This window comes from Streptomyces sp. NPDC050564, from assembly GCF_044457265.1.
In the GTDB taxonomy this organism is placed as follows: domain Bacteria; phylum Actinomycetota; class Actinomycetes; order Streptomycetales; family Streptomycetaceae; genus Streptomyces.
Genome location: NZ_JBITGS010000006.1, coordinates 171,426 through 194,579, shown reverse-complemented (window position 1 = coordinate 194,579; position 23,154 = coordinate 171,426). Strand labels below are relative to the sequence as shown.

Sequence of the window (23,154 nt, the reverse complement as noted above, 5' to 3'; positions counted from 1 at the left end):
CGCCCCTGAAAAGGGGCGCGGGGAACTGCGCGATCTTTTAGCGGGGGTCTGGGGGCGGCAGCCCCCAGTGACGGGAATGGGCAGGGGCGGCGGGGGCGAAAAACCTGTACCCGGCGGTCACGATGATCTCGACCGTCTCCCGGTCGGTGAAGTGGCGGCGCAGGGCGTCGAGTTCGCCCGGTTCGAGGGTCCGCTCGACGGTGATCGAGGCGGCGGCCGACAGGGCCGCGGCCTCCGCCTCGGTGAACTCCGGCGGCGTACAGGGCCGGAGCTCCCCGATCACCACGAGCTGCTCCGGCGTCACCCGGCGGCCAGGGCGATCGGCGTGTGCTGCACGCTCTCGTAACGGCAGCGCGTCCGCGCGGCCACCGCCATGACGACCAACTCCCTGATGGCGGTGGGGAGATGAGTCTGTCCGAGGACGGCGAAGCCGAGGTCGATGACGGGGCCGGTCAGGTCCGGGGCGTGGGAGAGCATCCGGAAGGGTCGGGATCCCCGACCCCAGGGCCTGTCGTCCCCCGCCCGCCCTGCCTCGCGACGCCGGCGGTCAGCCACAGCCGCACCGCAGGTGGTTCACAGACTCCCCAGAGCCGTGCGTCCTACGGTCGTCGTACGCACTGACTGGAGGTGGGGATCATGAGGAGCAGTCGGATGGATACCACGGAGAAGACGGCCGGTTGGGCACAGGCCGCGCGCAGGCCCTGGACGGTTCTCTGCGCGGTGGCGACGGTCGTCCTGGGTCCGGCGGCAGTCACGGCGTCCGCCTTGGACCAGGCGAACGCGGCACCGCTGTACCACGCCGTGCGGGCCGACCGGACGCAGGCGTACATCCCCGCGGACATCGGCCGCCGACGCGCAGCGGCATGAACCCTGGCATGAACCGTGGCGTGGGTCGGCAACTCCGCTGCCGCATCAGCCCTTGAACCGCTCCCACAGCTTGGGGTAGCGCTCCGCGACGACCGACTCGTTCTCTAGGTCGAGCGCCGTGCCCTCGGGCTCCGCGGTCGCCGGCGGGATGCCCAGGTCGGGTGCGACGACGCCGGTGAGCTGCTCGTACGCCTCGTCCGCCGCGTACCCCAGCTCCTCGCCGTCGCCGTCGATCTCCTCGTCGAAGTCCTCCAGGAGGTCGGCGAGCGAGTCCGGGTCGTGCACCGCGCCCTCGAAGACCTCCCGGCCCTGGCCGATCAGCCAGCACCGGAAGAAGTCGAACGCGTCGTCGCTGGCGCCGTCGAGCAGCACCCAGGCCGCGCCCCACAGATCCCAGCGGTACGCGCGGTTGTAGCGGGCCTCGAAGTGCCGGGCGAAGTCGAGGACCGCGTCCGGGTCCAGCTGGACGAGCCGCTCGACGAGCAGGTCGGCCTGTTCCTCGGGGTCGCCCTCGGCGGCCTCGCGGGTCGTGTCCACCAGCTCCCAGAACTCCGTCTCGTCCATCACGGGTCAAGCATCGGGCCTGGACGGGAGGGACGCACGTGGAGTGGCGCAGATTGTTATGCGTGCACATGCCGAAGGTAAAACCACCGGGTTCGTACGCATTCGAGGGTTCGGTCACTCGGTCACTCGGCCCCGACGCCACGGTCACCGGTTCTGACGGCACGGTCACCGGTTCGGAGGCCATGGTCACCGGTCTCCAGCGTGTGGTCATCCGTAGAGCGCCGCCAGCCGGGCCGCGTCCTTCGCGAAGCGCCTCCGCAGCGCGGCCGGGGCGAGTATCTCCACCTCCGGCCCGAGCGCCGTGAGCTGCGTATGCGCGACCTCCTCGGACTCGACGGGCAGCGTGACGGTCACCCAGCCCCTGGGGTCGGGGGCTCCGGGCGCCTCCAGGGCCGCCTTGGCGGAGGTGGGATCAAGGACGTACGGCAGCCGTCGCACACCGTCCGGGGACAGTCGTACGACGACCTCCGCGCGCAGGATGGACCGGGCGAACTCCTCGGCCCGCTCACCCCAGAACCCGGGCAGGTCGAACTCGTCTTCCCGTCGGAAGCGCTGCTCGTCGAGGTCGACCGCGAGGAAGCGGTCGATGCGGTACACCCGGAAGGACCCCGCGTCCGGCACCCGCGCGCACAGGTACCAGACCCCCGCCTTGAGCACGAGCCCGTACGGTTCGAGCGCGCGCTCCACCTCCGCCTCGCCCCGCCGGTAGCGCGCGACGATCGGCCGGTCGTCCCACACCGCGTCCGCGACCGCGGGAAGCAGCTCGGGGGACTCGGGCTCGCTGAACCAGGCGGGGGCGTCCAGATGGAACCGCTGCGCCGCCGTCCGCGAGGCGTCCCGCAGGGAGGGGAGAAGGGCCGCGGACACCTTCAGCCGGGCCGCCGAGGCGGTGTCCTCCAGTCCCATCTCCCGCAGCGCCCCCGGTACCCCGCTCAGGAACAGTGCCTCCGCCTCACTTCGCGCAAGGCCCGTCAGCCGCGTCCGGTATCCCCCGACCAGCCGATACCCACCGGCCCGTCCCCGGTCCGCGTACACCGGAACCCCCGCCTCCGAGAGCGCCTGTGCGTCCCGCGTGATCGTCCGCTCGGACACCTCGAGCTCCCGCGCCAGCTCTGCGGCGGTCATCGACGGCCGCGACTGGAGCAGCAGCACCATCTTGATCAGGCGGGCAGCGCGCATGGGTTCATGATGCAGGGCACCACTGACAACGAAGAGACGTGCGAACGACGGCGAAGGGGCGCGCAACACGGCGGAGGGGCACGGCGACTGCCGTGCCCCTCCGAACGAACGTCAGCTCCCCGAGCTTCTACAGCCCGTAGCGCTCCCGCGCTTCCTTCACCGCCGACGCCTGGACCTCACCGCGGCGGGCGAGCTGCGCCAGCGCCGCGACGACGATCGACTGGGCATCCACACCGAAGTGACGGCGGGCCGCCTCGCGGGTGTCGGACAGACCGAAACCGTCGGCACCGAGCGAGGAGTAGTCCTGCTCGACCCACTGCGCGATCTGGTCCGGGACCTGGCGCATGTAATCGGAGACCGCGAGGACCGGGCCCTCGGCGCCGTGCAGCGCCTGGCGGACGAACGGCACCCGCTCCTCGCCGCGCAGCAGGGCCGCGTCGGCCTCCAGCGCGTCGCGCCGCAGCTCCGTCCAGGAGGTCGCGGACCACACGTCGGCTGCCACGCCCCACTCCTCGGCGAGCAGCTTCTGTGCCGCGAGGGTCCAGTGGATCGCCGTACCGGAGCCGATGAGCTGGATGCGCGCGGCGTTGGCCACGGGCGAAAGCCCCGCCGACTCGGCCGTGTTGAAGCGGTACAGGCCCTTGACGATGCCCTGGTCGATACCGAGGCCGGCCGGCTTGGCGGGCTGCGGCATCGGCTCGTTGTAGACCGTCAGGTAGTAGAAGACGTTCGGGTCCTCGCCCGGGGCCGCCTCGCCGTACATACGGCGCAGACCGTCCTTGACGATCGTCGCGATCTCGTAGGCGAACGCCGGGTCGTAGGACAGGGCGGCCGGGTTGGTCGCGGCGATGACCGGGGAGTGGCCGTCGGCGTGCTGGAGGCCCTCGCCGGTCAGCGTCGTACGACCGGCGGTGGCACCGACCAGGAAGCCGCGGCCGAGCTGGTCGCCGAGTTGCCACATCTGGTCGGCCGTGCGCTGCCAGCCGAACATCGAGTAGAAGATGTAGAACGGAATCATCGCTTCGCCGTGCGTGGCGTACGCGGTGGACGCGGCGATGAAGTCGGCCATGGAGCCGGCCTCGGTGATCCCCTCGTTGAGGATCTGGCCGTCCTTGGCCTCCTTGTAGTACATCAGCTGGTCGCGGTCGACCGGCTCGTACGTCTGGCCCTTGGGCGAGTAGATGCCGAGGGAGGGGAAGAGGCTCTCCATGCCGAAGGTGCGCGCCTCGTCGGGGACGATCGGCACCCAGCGCCTGCCGGTCTGCTTGTCGCGGACCAGGTCCTTGACCAGGCGGACGAAGGCCATCGTCGTCGCCACGTTCTGCGAGCCGGAGCCCTTGTCGAACGACGCGAAGGTCTTGTCGGCCGGGGCGGGCAGCGGAGCGAGGGCGTGCGTACGACGGGCCGGAGCCGGGCCGCCGAGGGCCGCGCGGCGCTCCTGGAGGTAACGGACCTCGGGGGCGTCGGCACCCGGGTGGCCGTAAGGAACGACACCGTCGGCGAACTGGCTGTCGGAGATGGGCAGTTCGAGCAGGTCACGCATCTGCTTGAACTCGTCCACCGTCAGCTTCTTCATCTGGTGGTTGGCGTTCTTGGACGCGAAGCCCTGGCCGAGCGTGAAGCCCTTGACCGTCTGGGCCAGGATGACCGTCGGCGCGCCCTTGTGCTCGACGGCCGCCTTGTAGGCCGCGTACACCTTGCGGGACTCGTGACCACCGCGGGAGAGGTGGAAGCACTCCAGGATCTTGTCGTCGCTGAGCAGCTTCGCCATCTCGACGAGCGCCGGGTCGGCGCCGAAGAAGTCCTGGCGGATGTAGGCGGCGTCACGGGTCTGGTACGTCTGCACCTGCGCGTCGGGTACCTGGCGCAGGCGGCGTACGAGCGCGCCGGTGGTGTCGAGCTGGAACAGCTCGTCCCAGGCCGAGCCCCACAGCGATTTGATGACGTTCCAGCCGGCGCCGCGGAACTGGGCCTCCAGCTCCTGCACGATCTTGAAGTTGGCGCGGACCGGGCCGTCGAGGCGCTGCAGGTTGCAGTTGATGACGAAGGTCAGGTTGTCCAGACCCTCACGCGAGGCGAGCGCGAGTGCCGCCGTCGACTCCGGCTCGTCCATCTCGCCGTCACCGAGGAAGGCCCAGACGTGCGACTGCGAGACGTCCTTGATGCCGCGGTTGGTGAGGTAGCGGTTGAAGCGCGCCTGATAGATCGCCGACAGCGGGCCGAGGCCCATCGAGACGGTCGGGAACTCCCACAGCCAGGGGAGGCGGCGCGGGTGCGGGTACGACGGCAGACCGTTGCCGCCGGACTCCTGGCGGAAGTGGTCGAGGTGCTGCTCGCTGAGCCGGCCGTCGAGGAAGGCGCGGGCGTAGATGCCGGGGGAGGCGTGGCCCTGGATGTAGAGCTGGTCGCCGGACCCGTCGGCCTCCTTGCCCCTGAAGAAGTGGTTGAAGCCGGTCTCGTAGAGCCAGGCGGCGGAGGCGAAGGTGGCGATGTGGCCGCCGACGCCGTATTTGCTGCCGCGGGTCACCATCGCGGCCGCGTTCCAGCGGTTCCACGCGGTGATCTTCCGCTCCATCTCCTCGTCGCCGTCCACGACGGGCTCAGCGGCGGTGGGGATGGTGTTGACGTAGTCCGTCTCGAGCAGCTTGGGCAGCGCGATGCCGTTGCCCTCGGCGCGCTCCAGCGTGCGGCGCATCAGGTACGCGGCACGGTGCGGCCCGGCCGCCTTGGTAACGGCGTCCAGGGAGGCCTGCCATTCGGCGGTCTCCTCGGGGTCGCGGTCCGGGAGCTGATCGAGCTCGCTCGGCTGGATTGCGGTGGGGTCGGTCATTGCGCCGCCTTCCGGATGCGGAGGGGGGTTCCCTCATCGGTAAGGGGTTTTCGGGGGTGCCCTTGGTCTTTGGCAGGACAGGGCGGCGGGCTCTGGTGGAAGCCCGTCGTGACTCTAACTCCCTGATCGATGATCGATCAAAGGGTTGCGGGGCAAAACCTCTTCAGGTCGAGAAAGTCGGCACCCGGTGCCTTGAACACAGGCACCCGGTGCCTTGAAATCGAAGGTTTGTGCAGGTGAGAGCACGCTTGAGCGCGTGACTGCTCCCCTGTGTCAGGGGCGCGGGGCGCAGCCGAGCACATGCGCCTTCACCAGGTCGGCGATCAGCGGGTCCCGCCGCCTGAACGCGTCCACGAGGGCCTGGTGCTCCTCCGCGTACGACTGCTGCACGGTCCCGAGCCACCGGATGGAGAGGGCGGTGAACACCTCGATGCCCAGGCCCTCCCACGTGTGCAGCAGCACCGAGTTCCCGGCGGCCCGCACCAGCTCGCGGTGGAAGGCCACGGTGTGCCGCACCTGACCGGTCCCGTCCGCCAGCCGGTCGGCCTCGTACAGGGCAGCGACGTGCGGCTCCAGGGCCGAGCAGTCCTGGGCGAGCCGTTCGGCCGCCAGCTCCGCCGCGATGGCCTCCAGACCGGCTCGTACGGGGTAGCTCTCCTCCAGGTCGGCGGCGGTCAGATTGCGCACCCGTACGCCCTTGTTCGGCGCCGACTCGATCAGCCGCAGCGACTCCAGCTCGCGCAGCGCCTCGCGCACCGGGGTTTGGCTGACCTCCAGCTCCGTGGCGATCCGCCGCTCCACGATCCGCTCGCCCGGCTTCCAGCGCCCGCTGACGATCCCCTCCACGATGTGCTCGCGGATCTGTTCGCGCAGCGAGTGGACGACGGGCGCGGTCATGAGAGCTCCTTCGGCGGGGGCTTGAATCCAATGCTGCGGCCCGAAGGGCCTCGTTGAGGAGTGGTGGTCGGGCGACGGGCGGGACCCAGGGCGTTTGACGTTTAGACAATAAGGCCGCGCCCCCGCCGGTGAGAGGCGCACGGGGGCGCTTTCATGCAGGTGAGACGAGACTTACACGCTGTCAGAGTGCCGGGGGCTGTAAAGACCCGTACCGGGCGGGGCCCGGATGCGTCACGTCCGTGTCACCCCGAGAACCCGCGCGGCCCGCACGATGTGTGGGTCGGCACAGGGGTTCCCGGGAGGGGTGCCCCCGTGACGGCCAGGGGGACGGCATGAGCGGATGGGGACGGAAGCGAGGGGTGCGCTGGGCGACGGCGGCTCTCGTGGCAGGAGCGGTCGTGGGCATGACCGGCTGCGGGCCGACGGACGTGGGAGCGGCGGCGCAACCGAGCGACGGGCAGTCCACCGGCACCTCGGGCGCCCCGGGTTCAGGCGGCACCGGTCCGGCCGGCACGGGCTCGGCCGGGCAGCCCGCCGGTCCCGGCGGCGCCTGCGTCTTCGTCAAGCCGGACGGCGCCCAGAAGTTCGGCCACACCGGCTGGGGCTTCCGCATCACGGGCACCGACCGCTGGGAGTACGGCGCCGTCGAGAACCCGACCAACGCGCTCTACACCCCGCCCGGCGGCTACATCGGCGCCTGGCACGCCGAGGGCACGTACGCCCGGATGCTGAGCGACATGTCCCGCGACGCCCACTACCCCGGCAAGTCGACCCACCCGTACAGCCGTTACCGCTGCACGTCCTCGTCGGCCGGCGACGTCGCCTCGGCCCGCGCCATGGTCCGTACGGTCGAGAGCCGCGGCTTCCTCGTCGGTATCGACCCGAAGACCGGCGACCTCGGCTCCCGCGACTGCCTCGACGCCACGTACGACGTTCTCAAGGCGTACCGCACACGGCACTTGACGCCCGCATACCAGACGGAGATCCCGAACGTGTGGGTGGAGACGCTGGTGCTGTGGACGGACAAGACGCTGAAGTCGCACTAAGCGGTCTCGGGGAAACGCGATGCCCCCGCCCGGAAGGTCCCGGACAGGGGCGTCGCACAAGCGATGACGCGATGAAGGACTACAGGCCGAGCTCGACCTCGAACTCGCCCGCCTCCAGGATCGCCTTGACCGCCGTCAGGTAGCGGGCGGCGTCGGCGCCGTCCACCAGGCGGTGGTCGTAGGAGAGCGTCAGGTACGTCATGTCGCGGACGCCGATGACGGTGCCCTCCTCCGTCTCGATGACGGCCGGACGCTTGACCGTGGCGCCGATGCCCAGGATCGCGACCTGGTTCGGCGGCACGATGATCGTGTCGAAGAGCGCGCCGCGCGAGCCGGTGTTGGAGATCGTGAAGGTCGCGCCGGACAGCTCGTCCGGAGTGATCTTGTTGGCGCGGACCTTGCCCGCCAGGTCGGCCGTGGCCTTGGAGATGCCGGCGATGTTCAGGTCGCCCGCACCCTTGATGACCGGGGTCATCAGGCCCTTCTCCGAGTCCACCGCGATACCGATGTTCTCGGTGTCGAAGTAGCTGATCGTGCCCTCGGCCTCGTTGATCCGGGCATTGATGACCGGGTGGGCCTTCAGCGCCTGGGCCGCCGCCTTCACGAAGAACGGCATCGGGGAGAGCTTGACGCCCTCGCGCGCGGCGAAGGAGTCCTTGGCCTGGGCGCGCAGGCGCATCAGGCGGGTGACGTCCACCTCGACGACCGAGGAGAGCTGGGCCTGCTCGTGCAGGGCCTTGACCATGTTGTCGCCGATGACCTTGCGGATGCGCGGCATCTTGACGGTCTGGCCGCGGAGGGGAGAGACCTCCAGGGCCGGCGCCTTCTTGGCGGCGGCCGGGGCGGCAGCGGCAGCCGGCGCCGGAGCGGCGGCAGCGGCCTTCGCGGCCTCGGCGGCGGCGAGGACGTCCTGCTTGCGGATACGGCCGCCGACGCCGGTGCCCTTGACGGCAGCCAGGTCGACGCCGTTCTCAGCGGCGAGCTTGCGCACCAGCGGGGTCACGTACGCGCCCTCGTCGGTGGCCTGCGCGGCCGGAGCCGGAGCGGGGGTGACCGGGGCGGGCGCTGCGACCGGCGCGGGAGCCGGAGCGGCGGGCGCGACCGGGGCCGGAGCCGCGGGCTGAACCGGAGCCGGGGCGGCAGCGGCCGGGGCGGCCGGAGCCGGAGCCGCGGGAGCCGGGGCGGCGGGGGCGGCCGGAGCCGCAGCCGGGGCAGCCGGAGCCGCGGGGGCGGCGGCCGGAGCGGCGCCGGGCGCGCCGATGACGGCCAGCTTGGCGCCGACCTCGGCGGTCTCGTCCTCGCCGACCACGATCTCCAGCAGTACGCCGGCGACCGGCGCGGGGATCTCGGTGTCGACCTTGTCCGTGGAGACCTCGAGCAGCGGCTCGTCCTCCGCGACCTCCTCGCCGACCTCCTTCAGCCAGCGGGTGACGGTGCCCTCGGTGACCGACTCGCCCAGTGCGGGCAGCACGACGTCGGTACCGGTGGCGCCACCGGCCGGAGCGGCGGGGGCGGCGGCGGGGGCCGGTGCGGCCGGAGCCGCGGGGGCCTCGGCGACCGGGGCGGGGGCCGGCGCGGCCACGGGGGCGGGCTCGGCGGCCGGAGCCGGGGCGGCAGCGGGGGCACCGGTGCCGTCGTCGATGACGGCCAGCTCGGCGCCGACCTCGACCGTCTCGTCCTCGGCGACCTTGATGGAGGAGAGCACACCGGCGACGGGGGAGGGGATCTCGGTGTCGACCTTGTCGGTCGACACCTCGAGCAGCGGCTCGTCGGCCTCGACGCGCTCGCCCTCGGCCTTCAGCCAGCGGGTGACAGTGCCCTCGGTGACGCTCTCACCGAGCGCCGGAAGGGTTACGGAAACCGCCATGGTTTCTGTTGCTCCTTACGAATGGTGCGGAAGTCTGTGGTCGTCGTCGCGCCCTGCTCGACGCGGTGACTGGGGCCAGCCGGTGGCTGATCAGTCGTGCGAGTGCAGCGGCTTGCCCGCGAGGGCCAGGTGGGCCTCGCCGAGCGCCTCGTTCTGCGTCGGGTGGGCGTGGATGAGCTGGGCGACCTCGGCGGGCAGCGCTTCCCAGTTGTAGATCAGCTGGGCCTCGCCGACCTGCTCGCCCATGCGGTCGCCGACCATGTGGACGCCGACCACGGCACCGTCCTTCACCTGGACGAGCTTGATCTCGCCCGCGGTGTTGAGGATCTTGCTCTTGCCGTTGCCCGCGAGGTTGTACTTCAGAGCGACGACCTTGTCCGCGCCGTAGATCTCCTTGGCCTTGGCCTCGGTGATGCCCACGGAGGCGACCTCGGGGTGGCAGTACGTCACCCGCGGAACACCGTCGTAGTCGATCGGAACGGTCTTGAGACCGGCCAGACGCTCCGCCACCAGGATGCCCTCGGCGAAGCCGACGTGCGCGAGCTGGAGCGTCGGGACCAGATCACCGACGGCGGAGATGGTCGGGACGTTCGTCCGCATGTACTCGTCGACCAGCACGTAGCCGCGGTCCATCGCGACGCCCTGCTCCTCGTAGCCGAGACCGGCGGAGACCGGGCCGCGGCCGACGGCGACGAGCAGCACCTCGGCCTCGAACTCCTTGCCGTCGGCGAGGGTGACCTTGACACCGTTCTGGGTGTACTCGGCCTTCGAGAAGAAGGTGCCCAGGTTGAACTTGATGCCGCGCTTGCGGAACGCGCGCTCAAGAAGCTTGGAGGAGTTCTCGTCCTCGACCGGGACGAGGTGCTTGAGGCCCTCGATCACCGTCACGTCGGTGCCGAAGGACTTCCACGCCGAGGCGAACTCGACGCCGATGACGCCGCCGCCGAGCACGATCGCGGACTGCGGGACGCGGTCCAGGACCAGCGCGTGGTCCGAGGAGATGATGCGGTTGCCGTCGATCTCCAGGCCCGGCAGCGACTTCGGCACGGAGCCGGTGGCGAGGAGCACGTGGCGGCCCTGGATGCGCCGGCCGTTCACGTCGACGGAGGTGGGGGAGGACAGACGGCCCTCGCCCTCGATGTACGTCACCTTGCGGGACGCGATGAGACCCTGCAGACCCTTGTACAGGCCGGAGATGACGCCGTCCTTGTACTTGTGGACGGCCGGTACGTCGATGCCCTCGAAGGTGGCCTTGACGCCGAACTGCTCGCTCTCGCGGGCCTGATCGGCGACCTCGCCCGCGTGCAGCAGGGCCTTGGTGGGGATGCACCCACGGTGCAGGCAGGTACCGCCGACCTTGTCCTTCTCGATCAGGGCGACGTCCAGGCCCAGCTGCGCTCCGCGCAGCGCCGCGGCGTAACCGCCGCTACCACCGCCGAGGATCACTAGGTCGAAAACGGTGCTGGCGTCGTTCGCCACGTCACGTCCTCCATGCATGTGCGCCACGCCGGTCTCCAGTGACCGGTCGGCGGCTGGTGTCCGGCCGCTCTTCTTCGGCCCTGTGGTGGGGGCCCTGTCCTGCCGAGAACCCATCTTCGCACTTGTCGACGGCGTTCGAGACGCCGGGCCGGTGTGTGAGACGTCTGATCCATCACGTCGAAGGGGTGCGGATGTGGGGGAACCTACGGATTTCGGCGAGGGCGGAACCCTCGTACGGCCATGGGAGCGGCCCCGGGTCACCAGGACCCGGGGCCGCTCGCACGGGCCAGGGACTCAGCCCAGGTCGCCCGCCGCCGTCAGTTCGGCGAGGCGGACCAGGGTGCGGACCGCGGAACCGGTGCCGCCCTTGGGCGTGTAGCCGAACGGGCCGGACTCGTTGAACGCCGGGCCCGCGATGTCGAGGTGGGCCCAGGTGATCCCCTCGCCCACGAACTCGCGCAGGAACAGACCGGCGACCAGGCCGCCGCCCATCCGCTCGCCCATGTTGGCGATGTCGGCGGTGGGGGAGTCCATGCCCTTGCGCAGGTGCTCGGGCAGCGGCATCGGCCAGGACTGCTCGCCGACCTCCTCCGCGGCCTCGACGATCGAGGCGCGGAACGCGTCGTCGTTGGCCATCACGCCGAAGGTGCGGTTGCCGAGCGCCAGCACCATCGCGCCGGTCAGCGTCGCCACGTCGATGATCGCGTCCGGCTTCTCCTCCGACGCCTTCCACAGCGCGTCGGCGAGGACCAGGCGGCCCTCGGCGTCCGTGTTGAGGACCTCGACGGTCTTGCCGCTGTACATGCGCAGCACGTCACCGGGACGGGTGGCGGAGCCGGACGGCATGTTCTCGGCGAGGGCGAGCCAGCCGGTGACGTTGACGTCCAGGCCGAGGCGCGCGGCGGCGACCACGGCGGCGAAGACCGCCGCCGCGCCGCTCATGTCGCACTTCATCGTCTCGTTGTGCCCGGCGGGCTTGAGGGAGATGCCGCCCGAGTCGTACGTGATGCCCTTGCCGACGAAGGCGAGGTGCTTGGTCGCCTTGGAGGAGGTGTACGACAGCTTGACCAGGCGGGGAGCGGCGGCCGAACCCGCGCCGACGCCGAGGATGCCGCCGTAGCCGCCCTTCGCCAGGGCCTTCTCGTCGAGCACCTGCACCTTGATGCCGTGCTCCTTGCCGGCGGCGGTGGCGACGGCGGCGAAGGACTCCGGGTTGAGGTCGTTCGGCGGGGTGTTGATGAGGTCGCGGGCGCGGTTGAGCTCTTCGGTCACGGCGATGGCGCGCGCGATGGCCGCCTTGTACGCCGCGTCGCGGGGCTTGCCGCCGAGCAGCGCGACCTCGCCGAGCGGGGCCTTGCCGTTCTTGGCGTCCTTGCCGTTGTCCTTGTAGGCGTCGAAGGCATACGCACCCAGGCGGGCGCCCTCGGCGACGGTACCGGCGTCGGCGGCGTCCGCGATCGGCAGGGCGAAGGCGGCCTTCTTGGCACCGGCGAGTGCGCGGGCGGCGACACCGGCCGCGCGGCGGAGCGCCTCGGCGCCGAACGTGTCGTCCTTCTCCGGGACCGCTCCCAGGCCGACGGCCACGACGACGGGTGCCTTGAAACCGGAGGGCGCGGGCAGCTTCGTCACCTCGCCCTCGGCCCCGGTGGCGCCGAGGGTCTCCAGGATTCCGGCGAGAGAGCCGTCGTACGCGTTGTCCACGGCCTCGGCGCCCGGTGCGACGACCGGGCCCTTGGGGCCCTTCGCGACACCGACGACGATCGCGTCGGCCCGCAGACCGGACGCTGCGGCGGTGCTGAGAGTGAGAGCAGTCACGGTGGTGAAATCTCGCTTCCGTTGAAGTTGCTGTGGCCGATTGGGGTGGGTCGACCGGGCCCGACGGCTGACCCTAGATCCTGCCTGCGGGGGCGGTCCCTACCGGGGTAGCGGCCTCAGGGAAGTGCGGGTGCGTTCTCGCGTCGTTCGGTGCGTGCCTGCACCTCCCGTGAGGTCGCTCGGGTAAGTACCCGGGACGAGCCTACGCTCGGGGCCGGGTTTCGCTCATTCCTGCGGGTGTTCACTGCCCGGTGGCGTGGTGTCCACCTCCCACCCTTCACTCCCGGTGATCTGGGTGACACTCATCGTGTTCCGGTGAGCGCACATGGGAGTCGTACCGCACGAGCCCCTCCCGCCGTGGACGGGGACCGGAGCGCGGCCGTGCCACCTCGTGTACGGCGTGCCCGCCGGTGTCGACCCGGCGGCGGTACGGGAGCGGGGCGCCGCCCTGCACTGTGCGGTGCCGGGCGTCGGCGATCATCCTTGGGATACGTTGCCGCACAGGCTGGAGCCCTCCCGATGAAACGCGTTCTGTTCCTCCTGGGGTTGCTGGTGCTGCTCGCGGGCTGCACGAGCGTCCCCGAGGACAACGGGAAGCCGGGCGCGCGCTGGCAGCCCCGCCCGGGCGTGGCCTGGCAGTGGCAGCTCAGCGGACGCCTGGACAAGAACGTCGACGTGCCGGTCTACGACATCGACGGCTTCGACCACTCCGGGGCGACGGTCGCCGATCTGCACCGCCGCGGCCGCAAGGTCATCTGCTACGTCTCCACCGGCGCCTGGGAGGAGTTCCGCCCGGACGCGGCGAAGTTCCCCAAGTCGGTGCTGGGGCGCGGCAACGGGTGGAAGGGCGAGCGCTGGCTCGACCTCCGCCGTACCGACGTGCTGGAGCCCCTCATGGCGGCCCGTATCGACATGTGCCGCGAGAAGGGCTTCGACGCGGTGGAGCCCGACAACATGGACGGCTACCTCAACCGCACCGGCTTCCCCCTGAAGGCCGCCGACCAGCTCCGCTACAACCGGCTCATTGCGAAGCTGGCCCACGACCGCGGTCTCGCCGTCGGGCTGAAGAACGACCTCGACCAAATCCCCCAGCTGGTGGGGGACTTCGACTTCGCGGTCAATGAACAGTGCGCCCAGTACAAGGAGTGCGGACGGCTCAGGCCGTTCATCGCCGCGCACAAGGCCGTCTTCCACGTCGAGTACGAGCTCCGGACCAGCGCCTTCTGCCCCGAGGCCGGTCGGTTGAAGCTGAGCTCGATGCTCAAAAAGTACGAGCTGGGGGCGTGGCGCCGGGCATGCTGAGCCCAAGGCCGGTGACCGCCGTGCCGGCCAGCCGGTCGGCCAGGGAGCGGCGGCTCGGGGAGAGCACGGGCAGGGCGTTGAGGAAGAAGATCACGACGGCGACGGCCCACACCAGCACCGAGAGCGCGAACTCGCCCTCCACCAGCAGGATGCAGGCCAGCGCGTACACGGCGACATCGGCCGTCGTCGTCACCGCCGCCCGCAGCGCCGCCCGGCGCGGGGGGCTCGGCGTGACCTTGAGGCCGAGCAGCGCCTTGCCGACCGTGCATCCGGTCAGGGCGAGCGCCGCCCACTGGTAGAGGAAGGTGGCCACCACAAGGAGCCCGAAGGCCTGCTCGACGTCCCGGACCACCTTGTGCCAGAGGGAGAGCCCGAACCCCTCGGAGGCGTCGATGACATCGCCCCGCGAGGTGAGGATGTCCCAGCCGCCCCGCGTGGCGAGGTCGGGGACATCCGTCACGAGAGCGGATATCCGGTGGAAGGTGAGCACCGCGAGCGCGGACGCCGCCGCGAGCACCAGTGCGAAGTCGATGAACCAGGCCAGGAACCGCCGAAGTTTCGGCAGTTTCAGCATGTTCGGCACAGACATCCCCCGATCACGATCCTTTGTCTGTTCGGCGGATCAGATTAGTGGGGGTGGAGGGGCGCGCGTGCCGTTCGCCGGTGATCGTTTCAGCCCAGTGACAGAACGACCAGCGCCGTCGTTGCCGCCGTCTCGGCGAGGCCGCCGAACACATCGCCCGTGATGCCGCCGAAGCGGCGTGTGCAGTGGCGCAGCAGGAGTTCGGCGGCCGCGCAGGCGGCGAGCACCGCCACCGCACCGCGCACGAGGTCGTACGTCCCGACCAGCGCGCCCGCGCCCGCCGCCGCGCCGACGACGGCCACCGTCACCAGCAGCGCGCCGCGCACCGGGACCGTGCCCGCGACCGCGGCGCCCAGGCCCTCGGGGCGGGCCGGGGGCACCCCGGTGCGGGCGGCCAGCGTGAGGGCGAGGCGGGCCGCGGTCGCCGAGACGACGGCGGCGAGCGCGCCCCGGGCCCACGAGGTGTCGTACGCCTGGAAAAGCGCGGCCACCTGGGCGAGCAGCACGAACAGCAGGGTGATCACGCCGAACGGGCCGATGTCCGACTGCTTCATGATTCGCAGCGCGTCCTCGGCGGGCTTGCCGCTGCCGAGGCCGTCCGCGGTGTCGGCGAGCCCGTCCAGATGCAGGCCCCGGGTGAGCGCGGCCGGTACGGCGGCCGAGGCCACGGCGGCCAGCAACGGGCCCGCGCCCATCGCGAGCAGTGCCACGCCCAGGAGCGCCGCGCCTGCCCCGACCACCAGCCCGGCAAGGGGCGCGCACAGCATTCCGCCGCGCGCGGCATCGCGGTCCCAGCGGGTCACCTTGACGGGCAGCACGGTGAGGGTGCCGAAAGCGAAGCGGAGGCTGTCGGGCAGGGGGGTCTTGGACGCCGTCTTGGACACCGGCGCAGGGTACCCGGATGCCCGCAGGGCGCAGACAGCGGCTGTGGATGCTGCGTTCTCCCGGGGACAACCCCCGGACCCCGGCCGGAAAAGCACGTGGGCCTGACGCGACCGGCGCGAACATCGCTCGACTGTCTGGATAAAGTTCACATATGGGTCATTGGTTGTACCGGAACATCGTCGAACCGGGAAAGCTGCCACTGTTGCTGGCGCTCGCCTCCTTCGTGCTGACCTTCGTGATCACCCGTGTCATCGTCCGGCTGATCCGCGCGGGCAAGGGCCCCTTCGGCAATGTGAAGGCCGGTGGCCTGCACATCCACCACGTCGTGCCCGGTGTCCTGCTGATGGTCGTCGGCGGCTTCGGCGCGGTGGCCAGCAGCCGGTACGGGTTCGGCGCGTACCTGAGCGCCGTGCTGTTCGGGATCGGCGCGGGCCTGGTGCTCGACGAGTTCGCGTTGGTCCTGCACCTCGACGACGTCTACTGGACCGAGGCCGGCCGCCAGAGCGTGGAGGTCGTGGTCGTCACGGCGGCTCTCGTCGGCCTCGTCCTCGGCGGCTTCGCGCCGTTCGGCGTCAACGACCTCACCGATCAGGAACTGCAGGACCGCGGAGGCGTGATCCTGACCGTGGCGTTGAACTTCCTCTTCGCGCTGCTCGCCCTCAGCAAGGGCAAGACGCGCACCGCCGTCTTCGGCGTGATCGTCCCCTTCGTCGCCCTGGTCGGCGCGGTCCGGCTGGCCCGGCCCGGCTCCCCGTGGGCCAAACGCCTCTATGGCCGAAGGCCGCGCGCCCGGGCCAAGGCGCGACTGCGCGCCTACCGCCACGACCGGCGCTGGGCGGGCCCCAGCCGCAGGTTTCAGGACTGGATCGGCGGCAAACCCGACGACGAGATCGCCCGGTCCGTGCCCGGACACCGGTGACGCTCGTGGCGTAACGCGGAAATCCCGCACACCACCAGCACGGCGGCGATGGCCGCGAGGTGTTCCTTGCCGGCCAGGTTCTCCTTGAGGAGCACCTCCACCACCATGGCCCCGATGACCACACCCGCCGTGATGTGCGCGCGATAGCGCCAGCCGAGGAACACGGCCAGGCCCACCACGGCCGCCGACGGGCCGGTGTCGACGACCTGCGCGTCCGACCCGGGCAGCCCCAGCGGGCTGTGCGGGCCGAGGGCGATGCCGACGCGCGCGTAGAGCGTCCCGGCCAGCGTGGCGACGTACGCGATGACGAGCGTGCGCCACCAGCCGAGACAGATCTCGGCGATGCCGAACACGACGAGGATCTGCGCGAGCGCACCCCACACCGGGAGGTCCAGGGCCGGCACGAACAAGGAGAGCGGGGTGCGCAGGAGGGCCGCCCAGAGCGGCTCCTCGGCCCGTACGGAGCCGATGTTCTGGACGAACTGAAAGCCCCACGACTGGTTCTGCACGAACTGGAGCACGGCCGTCAGACACACCGCGCCGATGGTCATGGGGATCGCCCGCAGACGCCTTTCGGCGAGCGCGCCGCGAACGGTGACGAACAGCAGTCCCCATTCGGCGCGGGCCCAGCGGGCGAGCGTGTTCATCTGTGCGACTCCAGGTGCTTTCGGTGCAGCCACTTCGGCAGTCCCGGCGCCTCCAGGAACCCCTCGGCGCGCGCGGACGCGACACCGATGCGCAGCAGGTCCGCGCTCTTCTCGAAGAGCAGGAACCGCGGCTCCCAGATGGGCCGGTACTTTGCGTTGGCGCGGTACAGCGACTCGATCTGCCACCAGCGCGAGAAGAAGCTGAGCAGTGAGCGCCACAGTCGCAGGACCGGTCCCGCGCCGAGGCGTGCGCCACGTTCAAAGACCGAACGGAACATGGCGAAGTTGAGCGAGACCTGAGTGATCTTGATCTCTTGGGCCCGTCGCAGGAGTTCGATCACCATGAACTCCATCAGCCCGTTCTCGGAGTCGCGGTCGCGCCGCATGAGGTCCAGGGAGAGCCCGTGCGGCCCCCACGGCACGAACGACAGCACCGCCCTCAACTCACCCTGGGCGTCGGTGCATTCGAGCATCACGCACTGCCCGTCGTCCGGGTCGCCGAGCCGACCGAGCGCCATGCTGAACCCGCGCTCGGTCGCCCCGTCCCGCCAGTCGTCGGCGCGCCGCAGGAGATACGCCATCTCGTCGGCCGCGATGTCCTCGTGGCGCCGGATGCGCACCTGGTAGCCCGCCCGCTTGACCCGGTTGTAGGCCTGCCGGACGGTGCGCATGGCCCGCCCTTCGAGGGTGAACTCGGCGGTTTCCACGAGGGCTTCATCGCCGAGTTCGAGGGCGTCGAGGCCGTGCCGGGAGTAGATGGTGCCCGCCTCCTCGCTCGCGCCCATCACCGCCGGGATCCAGCCGTGCGCGCGGGCCTCGGCGAGCCAGGGCTCGATGGCGCCGGGCCATGCCTCCGGGTCGCCGATCGGGTCGCCGGAGGCCAGCGAGACGCCGCCGACGACGCGGTACGCCACCGCGGCCTTGCCGGTCGGCGACCAGACGACGCTCTTCTCGCGCCGCAGGGCGAAGTAGCCGAGTGAGTCACGGTCGCCGTTCTTCTCCAGCAGCGCGCGCAGCAGCTTCTCGTCGTCCTCGGTGAGCGGGTCGACGGCGCGGCGGGAGCGGAAGGCCGCGTAGAAGACGGCGAGGACCAGCAGGGTGCTGAACGCGTTGATGGCGACGTTGACCCAGTTGGGCGTCGCGATCCCGGGGAAGTGGGAGTCGTCGGCGGCGACCGAGACGAGCCGCAGGGTGCCGTAGCGCCAGCGGTCGAGGAAGGTCGAACGGTGCGCGTCGTGGGCCTGGTTGGTCACCGTGACCAGCAACGTGGCGAGCAGCGAGGTGACCAGCAGCCCACCGACCGCGACGGCCGCGGCGAGCTTGGGGTTCGACCGGTCGCCCTTCGCGTAGAACTCCCGGCGGCCGACGGCGAGCGAGGCGACGAACGCGGCGGTCAGGACGAGAGAGATCCAGTTCTGCGCGTACTGGCGGATCTCCGGGAACACCATCGCCACGGCGAACAGCAGCAGGAACAGCCCGCTGAGGACGAAGTTGAGGATCCACGCGGCTCGTTTGCGCCGCCGCATGGTGATGGCGAGGAACATCGTGAACACACCGGATGCGAAGCCCGCTGTCAGCAGGTACGGCGTGAAGTAGTTCTCCGTGTTGTGCCGGCGCACGTCCTGCCCGAGCGAGACCCACACGGCGCTCAGGAAGTTGATGAACGTGACGGCACGCAGATACCAGACGGCGAAGGCGGCGGCGCGCCGTGAGGCAGCGGTGGACCGCCGGTCCCCGTCCCCCTGGCGGGCCGACGCCCGCTCCCGCTCGGCGGCAATTCGGGCATCTCCCATAAAGGGCGATGATATGGGGCGGGGTGGTGTGTGCGGGGGAGGGGTGCGGCGGGTGGTACGTCTGCGCTGCGGCTGGGCTCTGTGGCGGGCTCTTCACCGCTCCACGGCATCTTCTTCGGCGCTCCGCGCCGGCAACTCCGGTGCTCCGCGCCGGGTGCTTCCCGCTCACCCGTCGGTCTCGGTCGGCGGCTGAGGTGCCTTCGAGCGGTTGCTGTCACGCGGCTCCGCGTCGGCAACTTCGGTGCTCCGCGCCGGGTGCTTCCCGCTCACCCGTCGGTCTCGGTCGGCGGCTGAGGTGTCCTCGAGCGGCTGCGGTCACGCCGCTCCGCGCCGGGTGCTTCCCGCCCGCCCGCCCGTCTCGGTCGGCGGCCGAGGTGGCCCTCGACTTGTCCGTCGGTGCCGGTCGCCGTCGCTGCCACCTCTGCTTCGGCAAGGAAAATCCGCCGCCACGGCCCACAGCCGCGGCGGCGGATTTCGGTGCTGGTGCCGAACGGCCGTATCGCGATTACTCGTCGACGGCCTCGTCCTCGTCCGCGTTCTCGTCCGCCTCGGAGTCCTCGTTCGCGGGCTTCGTCTCGGGGGAAGGAGCCGCCTCCGGCAGGTCGGCTGCCAGGGCGGCTGCCGCCTGGACCAGGGGCAGTGCCAGCAGCGCGCCCGCGCCCTCGCCGACGGTCACCCCGTGGTCGAGCAGGGGCTCCAGGGCCATCCGGTCCAGCGCCTTCGCCTGGGCCGGCTCGCCGCTGTTCTGGCCGGCCAGCCACCAGTCCGGCGCGCGAAAGGCGACCCGCTGCCCGACCAGGGCGCACGCGGCGGAGACGACCCCGTCGAGGATCACCGGCATCTTCCGCACCGCACTCTGCAAGAGGAACCCGGTCATCGCCGCGAGGTCCGCCCCGCCGACCGTCGCGAGCAGCTGCAGCTGATCCCCGAGCACGGGCCGGGCCCGTCGCAGGGCGTCGCGCACGGCGGCGCACTTGCGCATCCACGCGAGGTCGTCGATGGCCCGCCCGCCCCGCCCGGTCACGACGGACGCGTCGGTCCCGCACAGCGCGGCGACCAGCACGGCGGCCGCCGTGGTCCCGCCGACACTGATGTCACCGAGCACCACCAGATCCGTACCGGAGTCCGCCTCTTCGTCCGCGACCGCGACACCCGAGCGGAACGCGGCCTCCGCCTCCTCCAGAGTCAGCGCGTCCTCGACGTCGATACGTCCCGAACCGCGCCGCACCCGACGCCGTACGACCTCGCCGGGCAGCCCGTCCGGCTCGCAGTCCAGCGCCATGTCGACGACGCGCACCGGCACGCCGAGCCGCCGGGCCAGGATCGCGGCCGGGCTGGCGCCCTCCAGGACCGCCCGCACCAACTGGTCGGCGCTGCCGACGGGCCGCGCCGACACGCCGAGTTCGGCGACCCCGTGGTCGCCCGCGAACAGCACCACACGCGGGTGCTCGATCGGCCGCACCGGCACAGCGGACTGCGCCGCCGCCAGCCACTCACCCAGGTCGTCGAGGCGGCCCAGTGACCCGGGCGGCACGATCTGGCGCTCCCGGCGCGCCTCGGCGTCCCGGCGCACCCCTCCGTCGGGGCGCTCGATCAGATCGGTGAAGTCGTCGAGATTAAGCGAGCTCATTCGCCGAACAGTACCGGCAGCGATCGAACACGTCCGCGCCACGTCGTTGCGCCCCGGATCCCGTTCCGCTACGTACGGTTTGTGTCGGATTGTCGTACGGCCCGGTAGTCCCCGCCCAGGTCCTCCGGCCGCCCCCCAACGGCCCCGCGTCCCCCAGGAGCGCCCATGCCCCGCACGCCGCAGTCGATCGCCGAACGCCGCGCCGCCTACGCCGCCGAACTCGCCCAGGGCACCGGACGGTTCCACGAACCACGCCGGGACGACTGCCCCTGGTGCGGCTCGAGACGGCTGCGCACCCTGCTGCGTACGTCGGATCTGGTGCAGCGCAAGCCCGGCACGTTCGTCGTCGACGAGTGCGGGGACTGCGCCCACGCCTTCCAGAACCCCCGGCTCACGGCAGAGGGGTTGGCCTTCTACCACCGGGACCTGCGGGACCTCAGGGATCTGCGGGAGGACGCCCTCGAAGGCCTCGCCGTGCGGCTCCTCGGTGCCCGGGGCAGCCGCGGACGCCATCGCGCCGCCGCTCGCGCGATGCTGCCGTACACCGAGCCGGAGAGCTGGCTCGACGTCGGCACCGGGCACGGGCACTTCCCTGCCGTCGCCAAGGAGGTCCACCCGTACACGGCCTTCGACGGGCTCGACGCCACGCGGCGGGTCGCGAAGGCGCGGGCGGCCGGGCGCGTCGAGGAGGCGCACCGGGGCCGGCTCACCGACTCCCGGATCACCGAGCGGCTGCGCTCGCGCTACGACGTCGTCAGCATGTTCCACCACTTGGAGCACACCCGCGACCCGCGCGAGGAACTGCGCGCCGCCATGGTGGTGCTGCGGCCCGGCGGGCACCTGCTCGTCGAAGTCCCCGACCCCGACTGCGCGTTCGGCACGCTGCTGGGCAAGTGGTGGGTGTCGTACGGCCAGCCGCGCCACCTCCATCTGATGCCGCTGCCCAACCTGCTCGGCGAACTGGAGGCCCTCGGCTGTGCGATCGTCGCGACGGACCGTCGCGAACCGCACATCCCGTACGACCTCGCCGGCGCCCTCGCGCTGGCCCTCGGCCACGCCCTGCCCGACCTCGACGCGCCCTGGCGGCCCGCACCGCCGACCCCGCTCCAGCGCACGCTGCACACGGCCCTGGCCCGGGCGTCCAACCCCCTCCTGGCCACGACGTCAGCCCTCGACCACGCCCTCGCCCCGCTGTTCCGCCGCACCCGCTTCTCCAACGCGTACCGCATCATCGCGCGGCGATGAGCCTTCGACCCGCTCCACGCCCCCTCAAGCCCGCAGGGGCAGCGCCTGTCCCGCCACCACCAACAACACGTGCTCGCACTCCGCCGCGAACCCCGCGTTCAGCCGCCCGAGTTCGTCGCGGTAGCGGCGCCCCGACGCGGTGGCGGGGACGATGCCGGAGCCGACCTCGTTGGAGACGGCGACGACGGTGCGGCGAGTGTTGCGGACGGCGGCGGTGAGTTCCTCGACGCGGGCGCGCAGCGCGCGTTCGCCGCCACCCGCCCACTCCGCGTCGTCCCAGGCGTTCACGGAGTCCATCGTGTCCGTCAGCCAGAGGGACAGGCAGTCGATGAGCAGGGGAGGCCCGGACTCCGCAAGGAGGGGGACGAGGTCGCAGGTCTCGGTGGTGCGCCAGGAGCCGGGGCGCCGCTCGCGATGCGCACTGACCCGCGACGCCCACTCGGTGTCCCCGTTCCGTGAGCCGCCCGTCGCGACGTACAGCACATCGGGGAAGGCCTCCAGACGCCGCTCCGCCTCCACCGACTTGCCCGATCGCGCACCGCCGAGCACGAGCGTGCGACGCGGCACGTCCGGTACGTCCTCGTAGACGCCCACGTCCAGCGTGGTCCCGTCCGGTACCGCCCGCGCGCCCGCCGCCGCGAGCCGTCGCCGCAGTTCGGGCCCCGGCGGCACGTCGTGGTCGAGGTGCACCGCGATCACGTCCGTCGTCGGCCCGACCGCGCCGACCGCCCGCAGCTTCGTCAGGCCGTCGGGGCGCCCCACCACATCGGCGAGCACCATGGCGTACGTGTCACCGTTCGTTTCGAGCCCGGCGGGCGCCGCGCCCGGCGGCAGATAGAGCAGCCGCTGACCGTCCGGCCCGGTCACCGCGTACCCCGTGCCGGGCGCGTCCATCGGCACCGCTCGCACCCGGTGCCCGGTGAGCAGCGCCAACTCACGCCCGTCGGGCACCCGGCCGGGCTGCGGCAGACCGGCCGGCACCTCCACCGCGGGCCCGTCGTGCGGATGCGAGAGCAGCACCTGTCGTACGCCGCCCAGCGAGTGCCCGGCGCGGGCGGCCGCGAACGCCGCGCCGGGCGTGAGGTCGAGCAGCAGCGTGCCGTCCACGAGCAGCGCGGTGGCCGCCCGCGCGTTCTCGCCGAGCGAGGTCGCGCAGGCCGCGCAGGGACAGTCGGGGCGGGGCAGGCCCTCGGGTGTGCCGGTGCCGAGCAGAGTCAGTTCCACGAGGTTGATTTTTACGTGTCGCCGCAGGTCTTGCGCGTCCGGCTAGGCTTCGGACGTGGAGCCGGATCTTGTCCGGCTTCAGCTGTGCAGTGTGCTCACACCCTGGAGGCGTACATGGCGGCATGGACGTGGCGGTTCGAGAAGTCCGACGGGACAGAGGTCCAACCCGCGGTGCAGCCCGAGGAGTTCACCACGCAGGGGGACGCCGAGTCCTGGATCGGCGAGGTGTGGAAGGACCTTCTCGAGGGCGGCGCGGACCAGGTGTTCCTCTTCGAGGACAGCACGCAGATCTACGGGCCGATGAGCCTGCACGCCGAACCGGAGTAGGCCGGTCGGGGTTGCCGGGGCCGGACCCCGGCAACCCGCCCACCGCGGCAACCCG

21 protein-coding genes are annotated in these 23,154 nt (G+C 71.5%); 6 read left to right on the top strand and 15 right to left on the bottom strand.

Annotation, left to right across the window (positions count from 1 at the left end):
• Positions 1 to 37 precede the first annotated feature (37 nt).
• Both ACIBK0_RS12035 and ACIBK0_RS12030 read right to left on the bottom strand, forming a co-directional pair.
• Entirely contained in the window at positions 38 to 286 is a 249-nt protein-coding gene (locus tag ACIBK0_RS12035) for a hypothetical protein (protein ID WP_399078377.1), read from the bottom strand.
• A 14-nt stretch (positions 287 to 300) separates the two neighbouring features.
• Positions 301 to 477: a carboxymuconolactone decarboxylase family protein gene (locus ACIBK0_RS12030; RefSeq protein ID WP_399078375.1), complete on the bottom strand. Its 177-nt coding sequence runs from the start codon at positions 475 to 477 to the stop codon at positions 301 to 303.
• Between the two features lie 159 nt (positions 478 to 636).
• Here ACIBK0_RS12030 and ACIBK0_RS12025 point away from each other — a divergent pair, with 159 nt between their 5' ends.
• Entirely contained in the window at positions 637 to 867 is a 231-nt protein-coding gene (locus tag ACIBK0_RS12025) for a hypothetical protein (RefSeq protein WP_399078373.1), read from the top strand.
• A 45-nt stretch (positions 868 to 912) separates the two neighbouring features.
• Here ACIBK0_RS12025 and ACIBK0_RS12020 read toward each other — a convergent pair whose 3' ends face one another.
• The 4 genes from ACIBK0_RS12020 to ACIBK0_RS12005 all read right to left on the bottom strand — a co-directional run bounded on the left by ACIBK0_RS12020 (position 913) and on the right by ACIBK0_RS12005 (position 6,337).
• Positions 913 to 1,431, bottom strand: a complete 519-nt coding sequence (locus tag ACIBK0_RS12020) for a DUF4240 domain-containing protein (RefSeq protein WP_399078691.1) — start codon at positions 1,429 to 1,431, stop codon at positions 913 to 915.
• A 207-nt stretch (positions 1,432 to 1,638) separates the two neighbouring features.
• Positions 1,639 to 2,610, bottom strand: a complete 972-nt coding sequence (locus ACIBK0_RS12015; protein WP_399078371.1) for a helix-turn-helix transcriptional regulator — start codon at positions 2,608 to 2,610, stop codon at positions 1,639 to 1,641.
• Between the two features lie 127 nt (positions 2,611 to 2,737).
• Complete coding sequence (aceE, locus tag ACIBK0_RS12010) at positions 2,738 to 5,440, bottom strand: pyruvate dehydrogenase (acetyl-transferring), homodimeric type (protein ID WP_399078369.1); 2,703 nt, start codon at positions 5,438 to 5,440, stop codon at positions 2,738 to 2,740.
• Between the two features lie 273 nt (positions 5,441 to 5,713).
• Positions 5,714 to 6,337: a GntR family transcriptional regulator gene (locus ACIBK0_RS12005; protein WP_399078367.1), complete on the bottom strand. Its 624-nt coding sequence runs from the start codon at positions 6,335 to 6,337 to the stop codon at positions 5,714 to 5,716.
• A gap of 332 nt (positions 6,338 to 6,669) precedes the next feature.
• On the opposite strand from ACIBK0_RS12005, the gene ACIBK0_RS12000 reads away from it, so the two are divergent.
• On the top strand, positions 6,670 to 7,383 hold the full coding sequence (locus tag ACIBK0_RS12000; protein ID WP_399078364.1) for a hypothetical protein: 714 nt from the start codon (positions 6,670 to 6,672) through the stop codon (positions 7,381 to 7,383).
• Positions 7,384 to 7,462: 79 nt separating this feature from the next.
• Here the strand turns inward: ACIBK0_RS12000 and sucB are convergent, their stop codons facing one another.
• The 3 genes from sucB to ACIBK0_RS11985 form a co-directional block, all read right to left on the bottom strand.
• Positions 7,463 to 9,250 carry a 2-oxoglutarate dehydrogenase, E2 component, dihydrolipoamide succinyltransferase gene (gene sucB, locus ACIBK0_RS11995; protein WP_399078361.1) on the bottom strand — a complete coding sequence of 596 codons (1,788 nt, stop codon included), beginning with the start codon at positions 9,248 to 9,250 and terminating at the stop codon, positions 7,463 to 7,465.
• Between the two features lie 90 nt (positions 9,251 to 9,340).
• Positions 9,341 to 10,729 carry a dihydrolipoyl dehydrogenase gene (gene lpdA, locus ACIBK0_RS11990; RefSeq protein ID WP_399078358.1) on the bottom strand — a complete coding sequence of 463 codons (1,389 nt, stop codon included), beginning with the start codon at positions 10,727 to 10,729 and terminating at the stop codon, positions 9,341 to 9,343.
• 294 nt (positions 10,730 to 11,023) lie between these two features.
• Positions 11,024 to 12,544, bottom strand: coding sequence for a leucyl aminopeptidase (locus ACIBK0_RS11985; protein WP_399078356.1), 1,521 nt, complete (start codon positions 12,542 to 12,544; stop codon positions 11,024 to 11,026).
• Between the two features lie 519 nt (positions 12,545 to 13,063).
• Between ACIBK0_RS11985 and ACIBK0_RS11980 the strand changes: the two genes are divergently transcribed.
• On the top strand, positions 13,064 to 13,846 hold the full coding sequence (locus tag ACIBK0_RS11980; RefSeq protein WP_399078353.1) for an endo alpha-1,4 polygalactosaminidase: 783 nt from the start codon (positions 13,064 to 13,066) through the stop codon (positions 13,844 to 13,846).
• Here ACIBK0_RS11980 and ACIBK0_RS11975 read toward each other — a convergent pair.
• Both ACIBK0_RS11975 and ACIBK0_RS11970 read right to left on the bottom strand, forming a co-directional pair.
• Positions 13,806 to 14,435: an RDD family protein gene (locus ACIBK0_RS11975; protein ID WP_399078350.1), complete on the bottom strand. Its 630-nt coding sequence runs from the start codon at positions 14,433 to 14,435 to the stop codon at positions 13,806 to 13,808. The two genes, ACIBK0_RS11980 and ACIBK0_RS11975, sit on opposite strands and share 41 nt — an antisense overlap.
• A gap of 83 nt (positions 14,436 to 14,518) precedes the next feature.
• Positions 14,519 to 15,313, bottom strand: a complete 795-nt coding sequence (locus ACIBK0_RS11970) for an adenosylcobinamide-GDP ribazoletransferase (RefSeq protein ID WP_399078347.1) — start codon at positions 15,311 to 15,313, stop codon at positions 14,519 to 14,521.
• A 152-nt stretch (positions 15,314 to 15,465) separates the two neighbouring features.
• On the opposite strand from ACIBK0_RS11970, the gene ACIBK0_RS11965 reads away from it, so the two are divergent.
• Positions 15,466 to 16,233, top strand: coding sequence for a hypothetical protein (locus tag ACIBK0_RS11965; RefSeq protein ID WP_399078345.1), 768 nt, complete (start codon positions 15,466 to 15,468; stop codon positions 16,231 to 16,233).
• Here the strand turns inward: ACIBK0_RS11965 and ACIBK0_RS11960 are convergent.
• From ACIBK0_RS11960 to cobT, 3 genes are all read right to left on the bottom strand, one after another.
• Positions 16,170 to 16,880: a hypothetical protein gene (locus tag ACIBK0_RS11960; RefSeq protein ID WP_399078343.1), complete on the bottom strand. Its 711-nt coding sequence runs from the start codon at positions 16,878 to 16,880 to the stop codon at positions 16,170 to 16,172. The genes ACIBK0_RS11965 and ACIBK0_RS11960 overlap by 64 nt on opposite strands.
• The gene (locus tag ACIBK0_RS11955) at positions 16,877 to 18,673 is read right to left on the bottom strand and encodes a phosphatidylglycerol lysyltransferase domain-containing protein (RefSeq protein WP_399078341.1); all 1,797 of its coding nucleotides are present in this window, start codon (positions 18,671 to 18,673) and stop codon (positions 16,877 to 16,879) included. The genes ACIBK0_RS11960 and ACIBK0_RS11955 overlap by 4 nt, the downstream gene beginning before the upstream one ends.
• A 505-nt stretch (positions 18,674 to 19,178) precedes the next feature.
• On the bottom strand, positions 19,179 to 20,303 hold the full coding sequence (gene cobT / locus ACIBK0_RS11950; RefSeq protein ID WP_399078339.1) for a nicotinate-nucleotide--dimethylbenzimidazole phosphoribosyltransferase: 1,125 nt from the start codon (positions 20,301 to 20,303) through the stop codon (positions 19,179 to 19,181).
• A 165-nt stretch (positions 20,304 to 20,468) separates the two neighbouring features.
• Here cobT and ACIBK0_RS11945 point away from each other — a divergent pair, with 165 nt between their 5' ends.
• Entirely contained in the window at positions 20,469 to 21,548 is a 1,080-nt protein-coding gene (locus ACIBK0_RS11945) for a class I SAM-dependent methyltransferase (protein ID WP_399078337.1), read from the top strand.
• A 24-nt stretch (positions 21,549 to 21,572) separates the two neighbouring features.
• Here ACIBK0_RS11945 and ACIBK0_RS11940 read toward each other — a convergent pair whose 3' ends face one another.
• Positions 21,573 to 22,772, bottom strand: coding sequence for a bifunctional adenosylcobinamide kinase/adenosylcobinamide-phosphate guanylyltransferase (locus ACIBK0_RS11940; RefSeq protein ID WP_399078335.1), 1,200 nt, complete (start codon positions 22,770 to 22,772; stop codon positions 21,573 to 21,575).
• Between the two features lie 114 nt (positions 22,773 to 22,886).
• Between ACIBK0_RS11940 and ACIBK0_RS11935 the strand changes: the two genes are divergently transcribed.
• Positions 22,887 to 23,099 (top strand): hypothetical protein, encoded by a 213-nt coding sequence (locus ACIBK0_RS11935; RefSeq protein WP_099500908.1) that lies wholly within the window; start codon positions 22,887 to 22,889, stop codon positions 23,097 to 23,099.
• The last annotated feature ends 55 nt before the right edge of the window (positions 23,100 to 23,154 follow it).

Bases quoted from the DNA above. Each gene is read 5' to 3' on its own strand.
- ACIBK0_RS11960 (WP_399078343.1), bottom strand. From the start codon at position 16,880: ATGAACACGCTCGCCCGCTGGGCCCGCGCCGAATGGGGACTGCTGTTC.
- ACIBK0_RS11980 (WP_399078353.1), top strand. From the start codon at position 13,064: ATGAAACGCGTTCTGTTCCTCCTGGGGTTGCTGGTGCTGCTCGCGGGC.
- ACIBK0_RS11945 (WP_399078337.1), top strand. From the start codon at position 20,469: ATGCCCCGCACGCCGCAGTCGATCGCCGAACGCCGCGCCGCCTACGCC.
- ACIBK0_RS11955 (WP_399078341.1), bottom strand. From the start codon at position 18,673: ATGGGAGATGCCCGAATTGCCGCCGAGCGGGAGCGGGCGTCGGCCCGC.
- cobT (WP_399078339.1), bottom strand. From the start codon at position 20,303: ATGAGCTCGCTTAATCTCGACGACTTCACCGATCTGATCGAGCGCCCC.
- ACIBK0_RS12020 (WP_399078691.1), bottom strand. From the start codon at position 1,431: ATGGACGAGACGGAGTTCTGGGAGCTGGTGGACACGACCCGCGAGGCC.
- ACIBK0_RS11965 (WP_399078345.1), top strand. From the start codon at position 15,466: ATGGGTCATTGGTTGTACCGGAACATCGTCGAACCGGGAAAGCTGCCA.
- ACIBK0_RS12025 (WP_399078373.1), top strand. From the start codon at position 637: ATGAGGAGCAGTCGGATGGATACCACGGAGAAGACGGCCGGTTGGGCA.
- ACIBK0_RS12030 (WP_399078375.1), bottom strand. From the start codon at position 477: ATGCTCTCCCACGCCCCGGACCTGACCGGCCCCGTCATCGACCTCGGC.
- ACIBK0_RS12015 (WP_399078371.1), bottom strand. From the start codon at position 2,610: ATGCGCGCTGCCCGCCTGATCAAGATGGTGCTGCTGCTCCAGTCGCGG.
- ACIBK0_RS12000 (WP_399078364.1), top strand. From the start codon at position 6,670: ATGAGCGGATGGGGACGGAAGCGAGGGGTGCGCTGGGCGACGGCGGCT.
- ACIBK0_RS11975 (WP_399078350.1), bottom strand. From the start codon at position 14,435: ATGTCTGTGCCGAACATGCTGAAACTGCCGAAACTTCGGCGGTTCCTG.
- ACIBK0_RS12005 (WP_399078367.1), bottom strand. From the start codon at position 6,337: ATGACCGCGCCCGTCGTCCACTCGCTGCGCGAACAGATCCGCGAGCAC.
- sucB (WP_399078361.1), bottom strand. From the start codon at position 9,250: ATGGCGGTTTCCGTAACCCTTCCGGCGCTCGGTGAGAGCGTCACCGAG.
- aceE (WP_399078369.1), bottom strand. From the start codon at position 5,440: ATGACCGACCCCACCGCAATCCAGCCGAGCGAGCTCGATCAGCTCCCG.
- ACIBK0_RS11935 (WP_099500908.1), top strand. From the start codon at position 22,887: ATGGCGGCATGGACGTGGCGGTTCGAGAAGTCCGACGGGACAGAGGTC.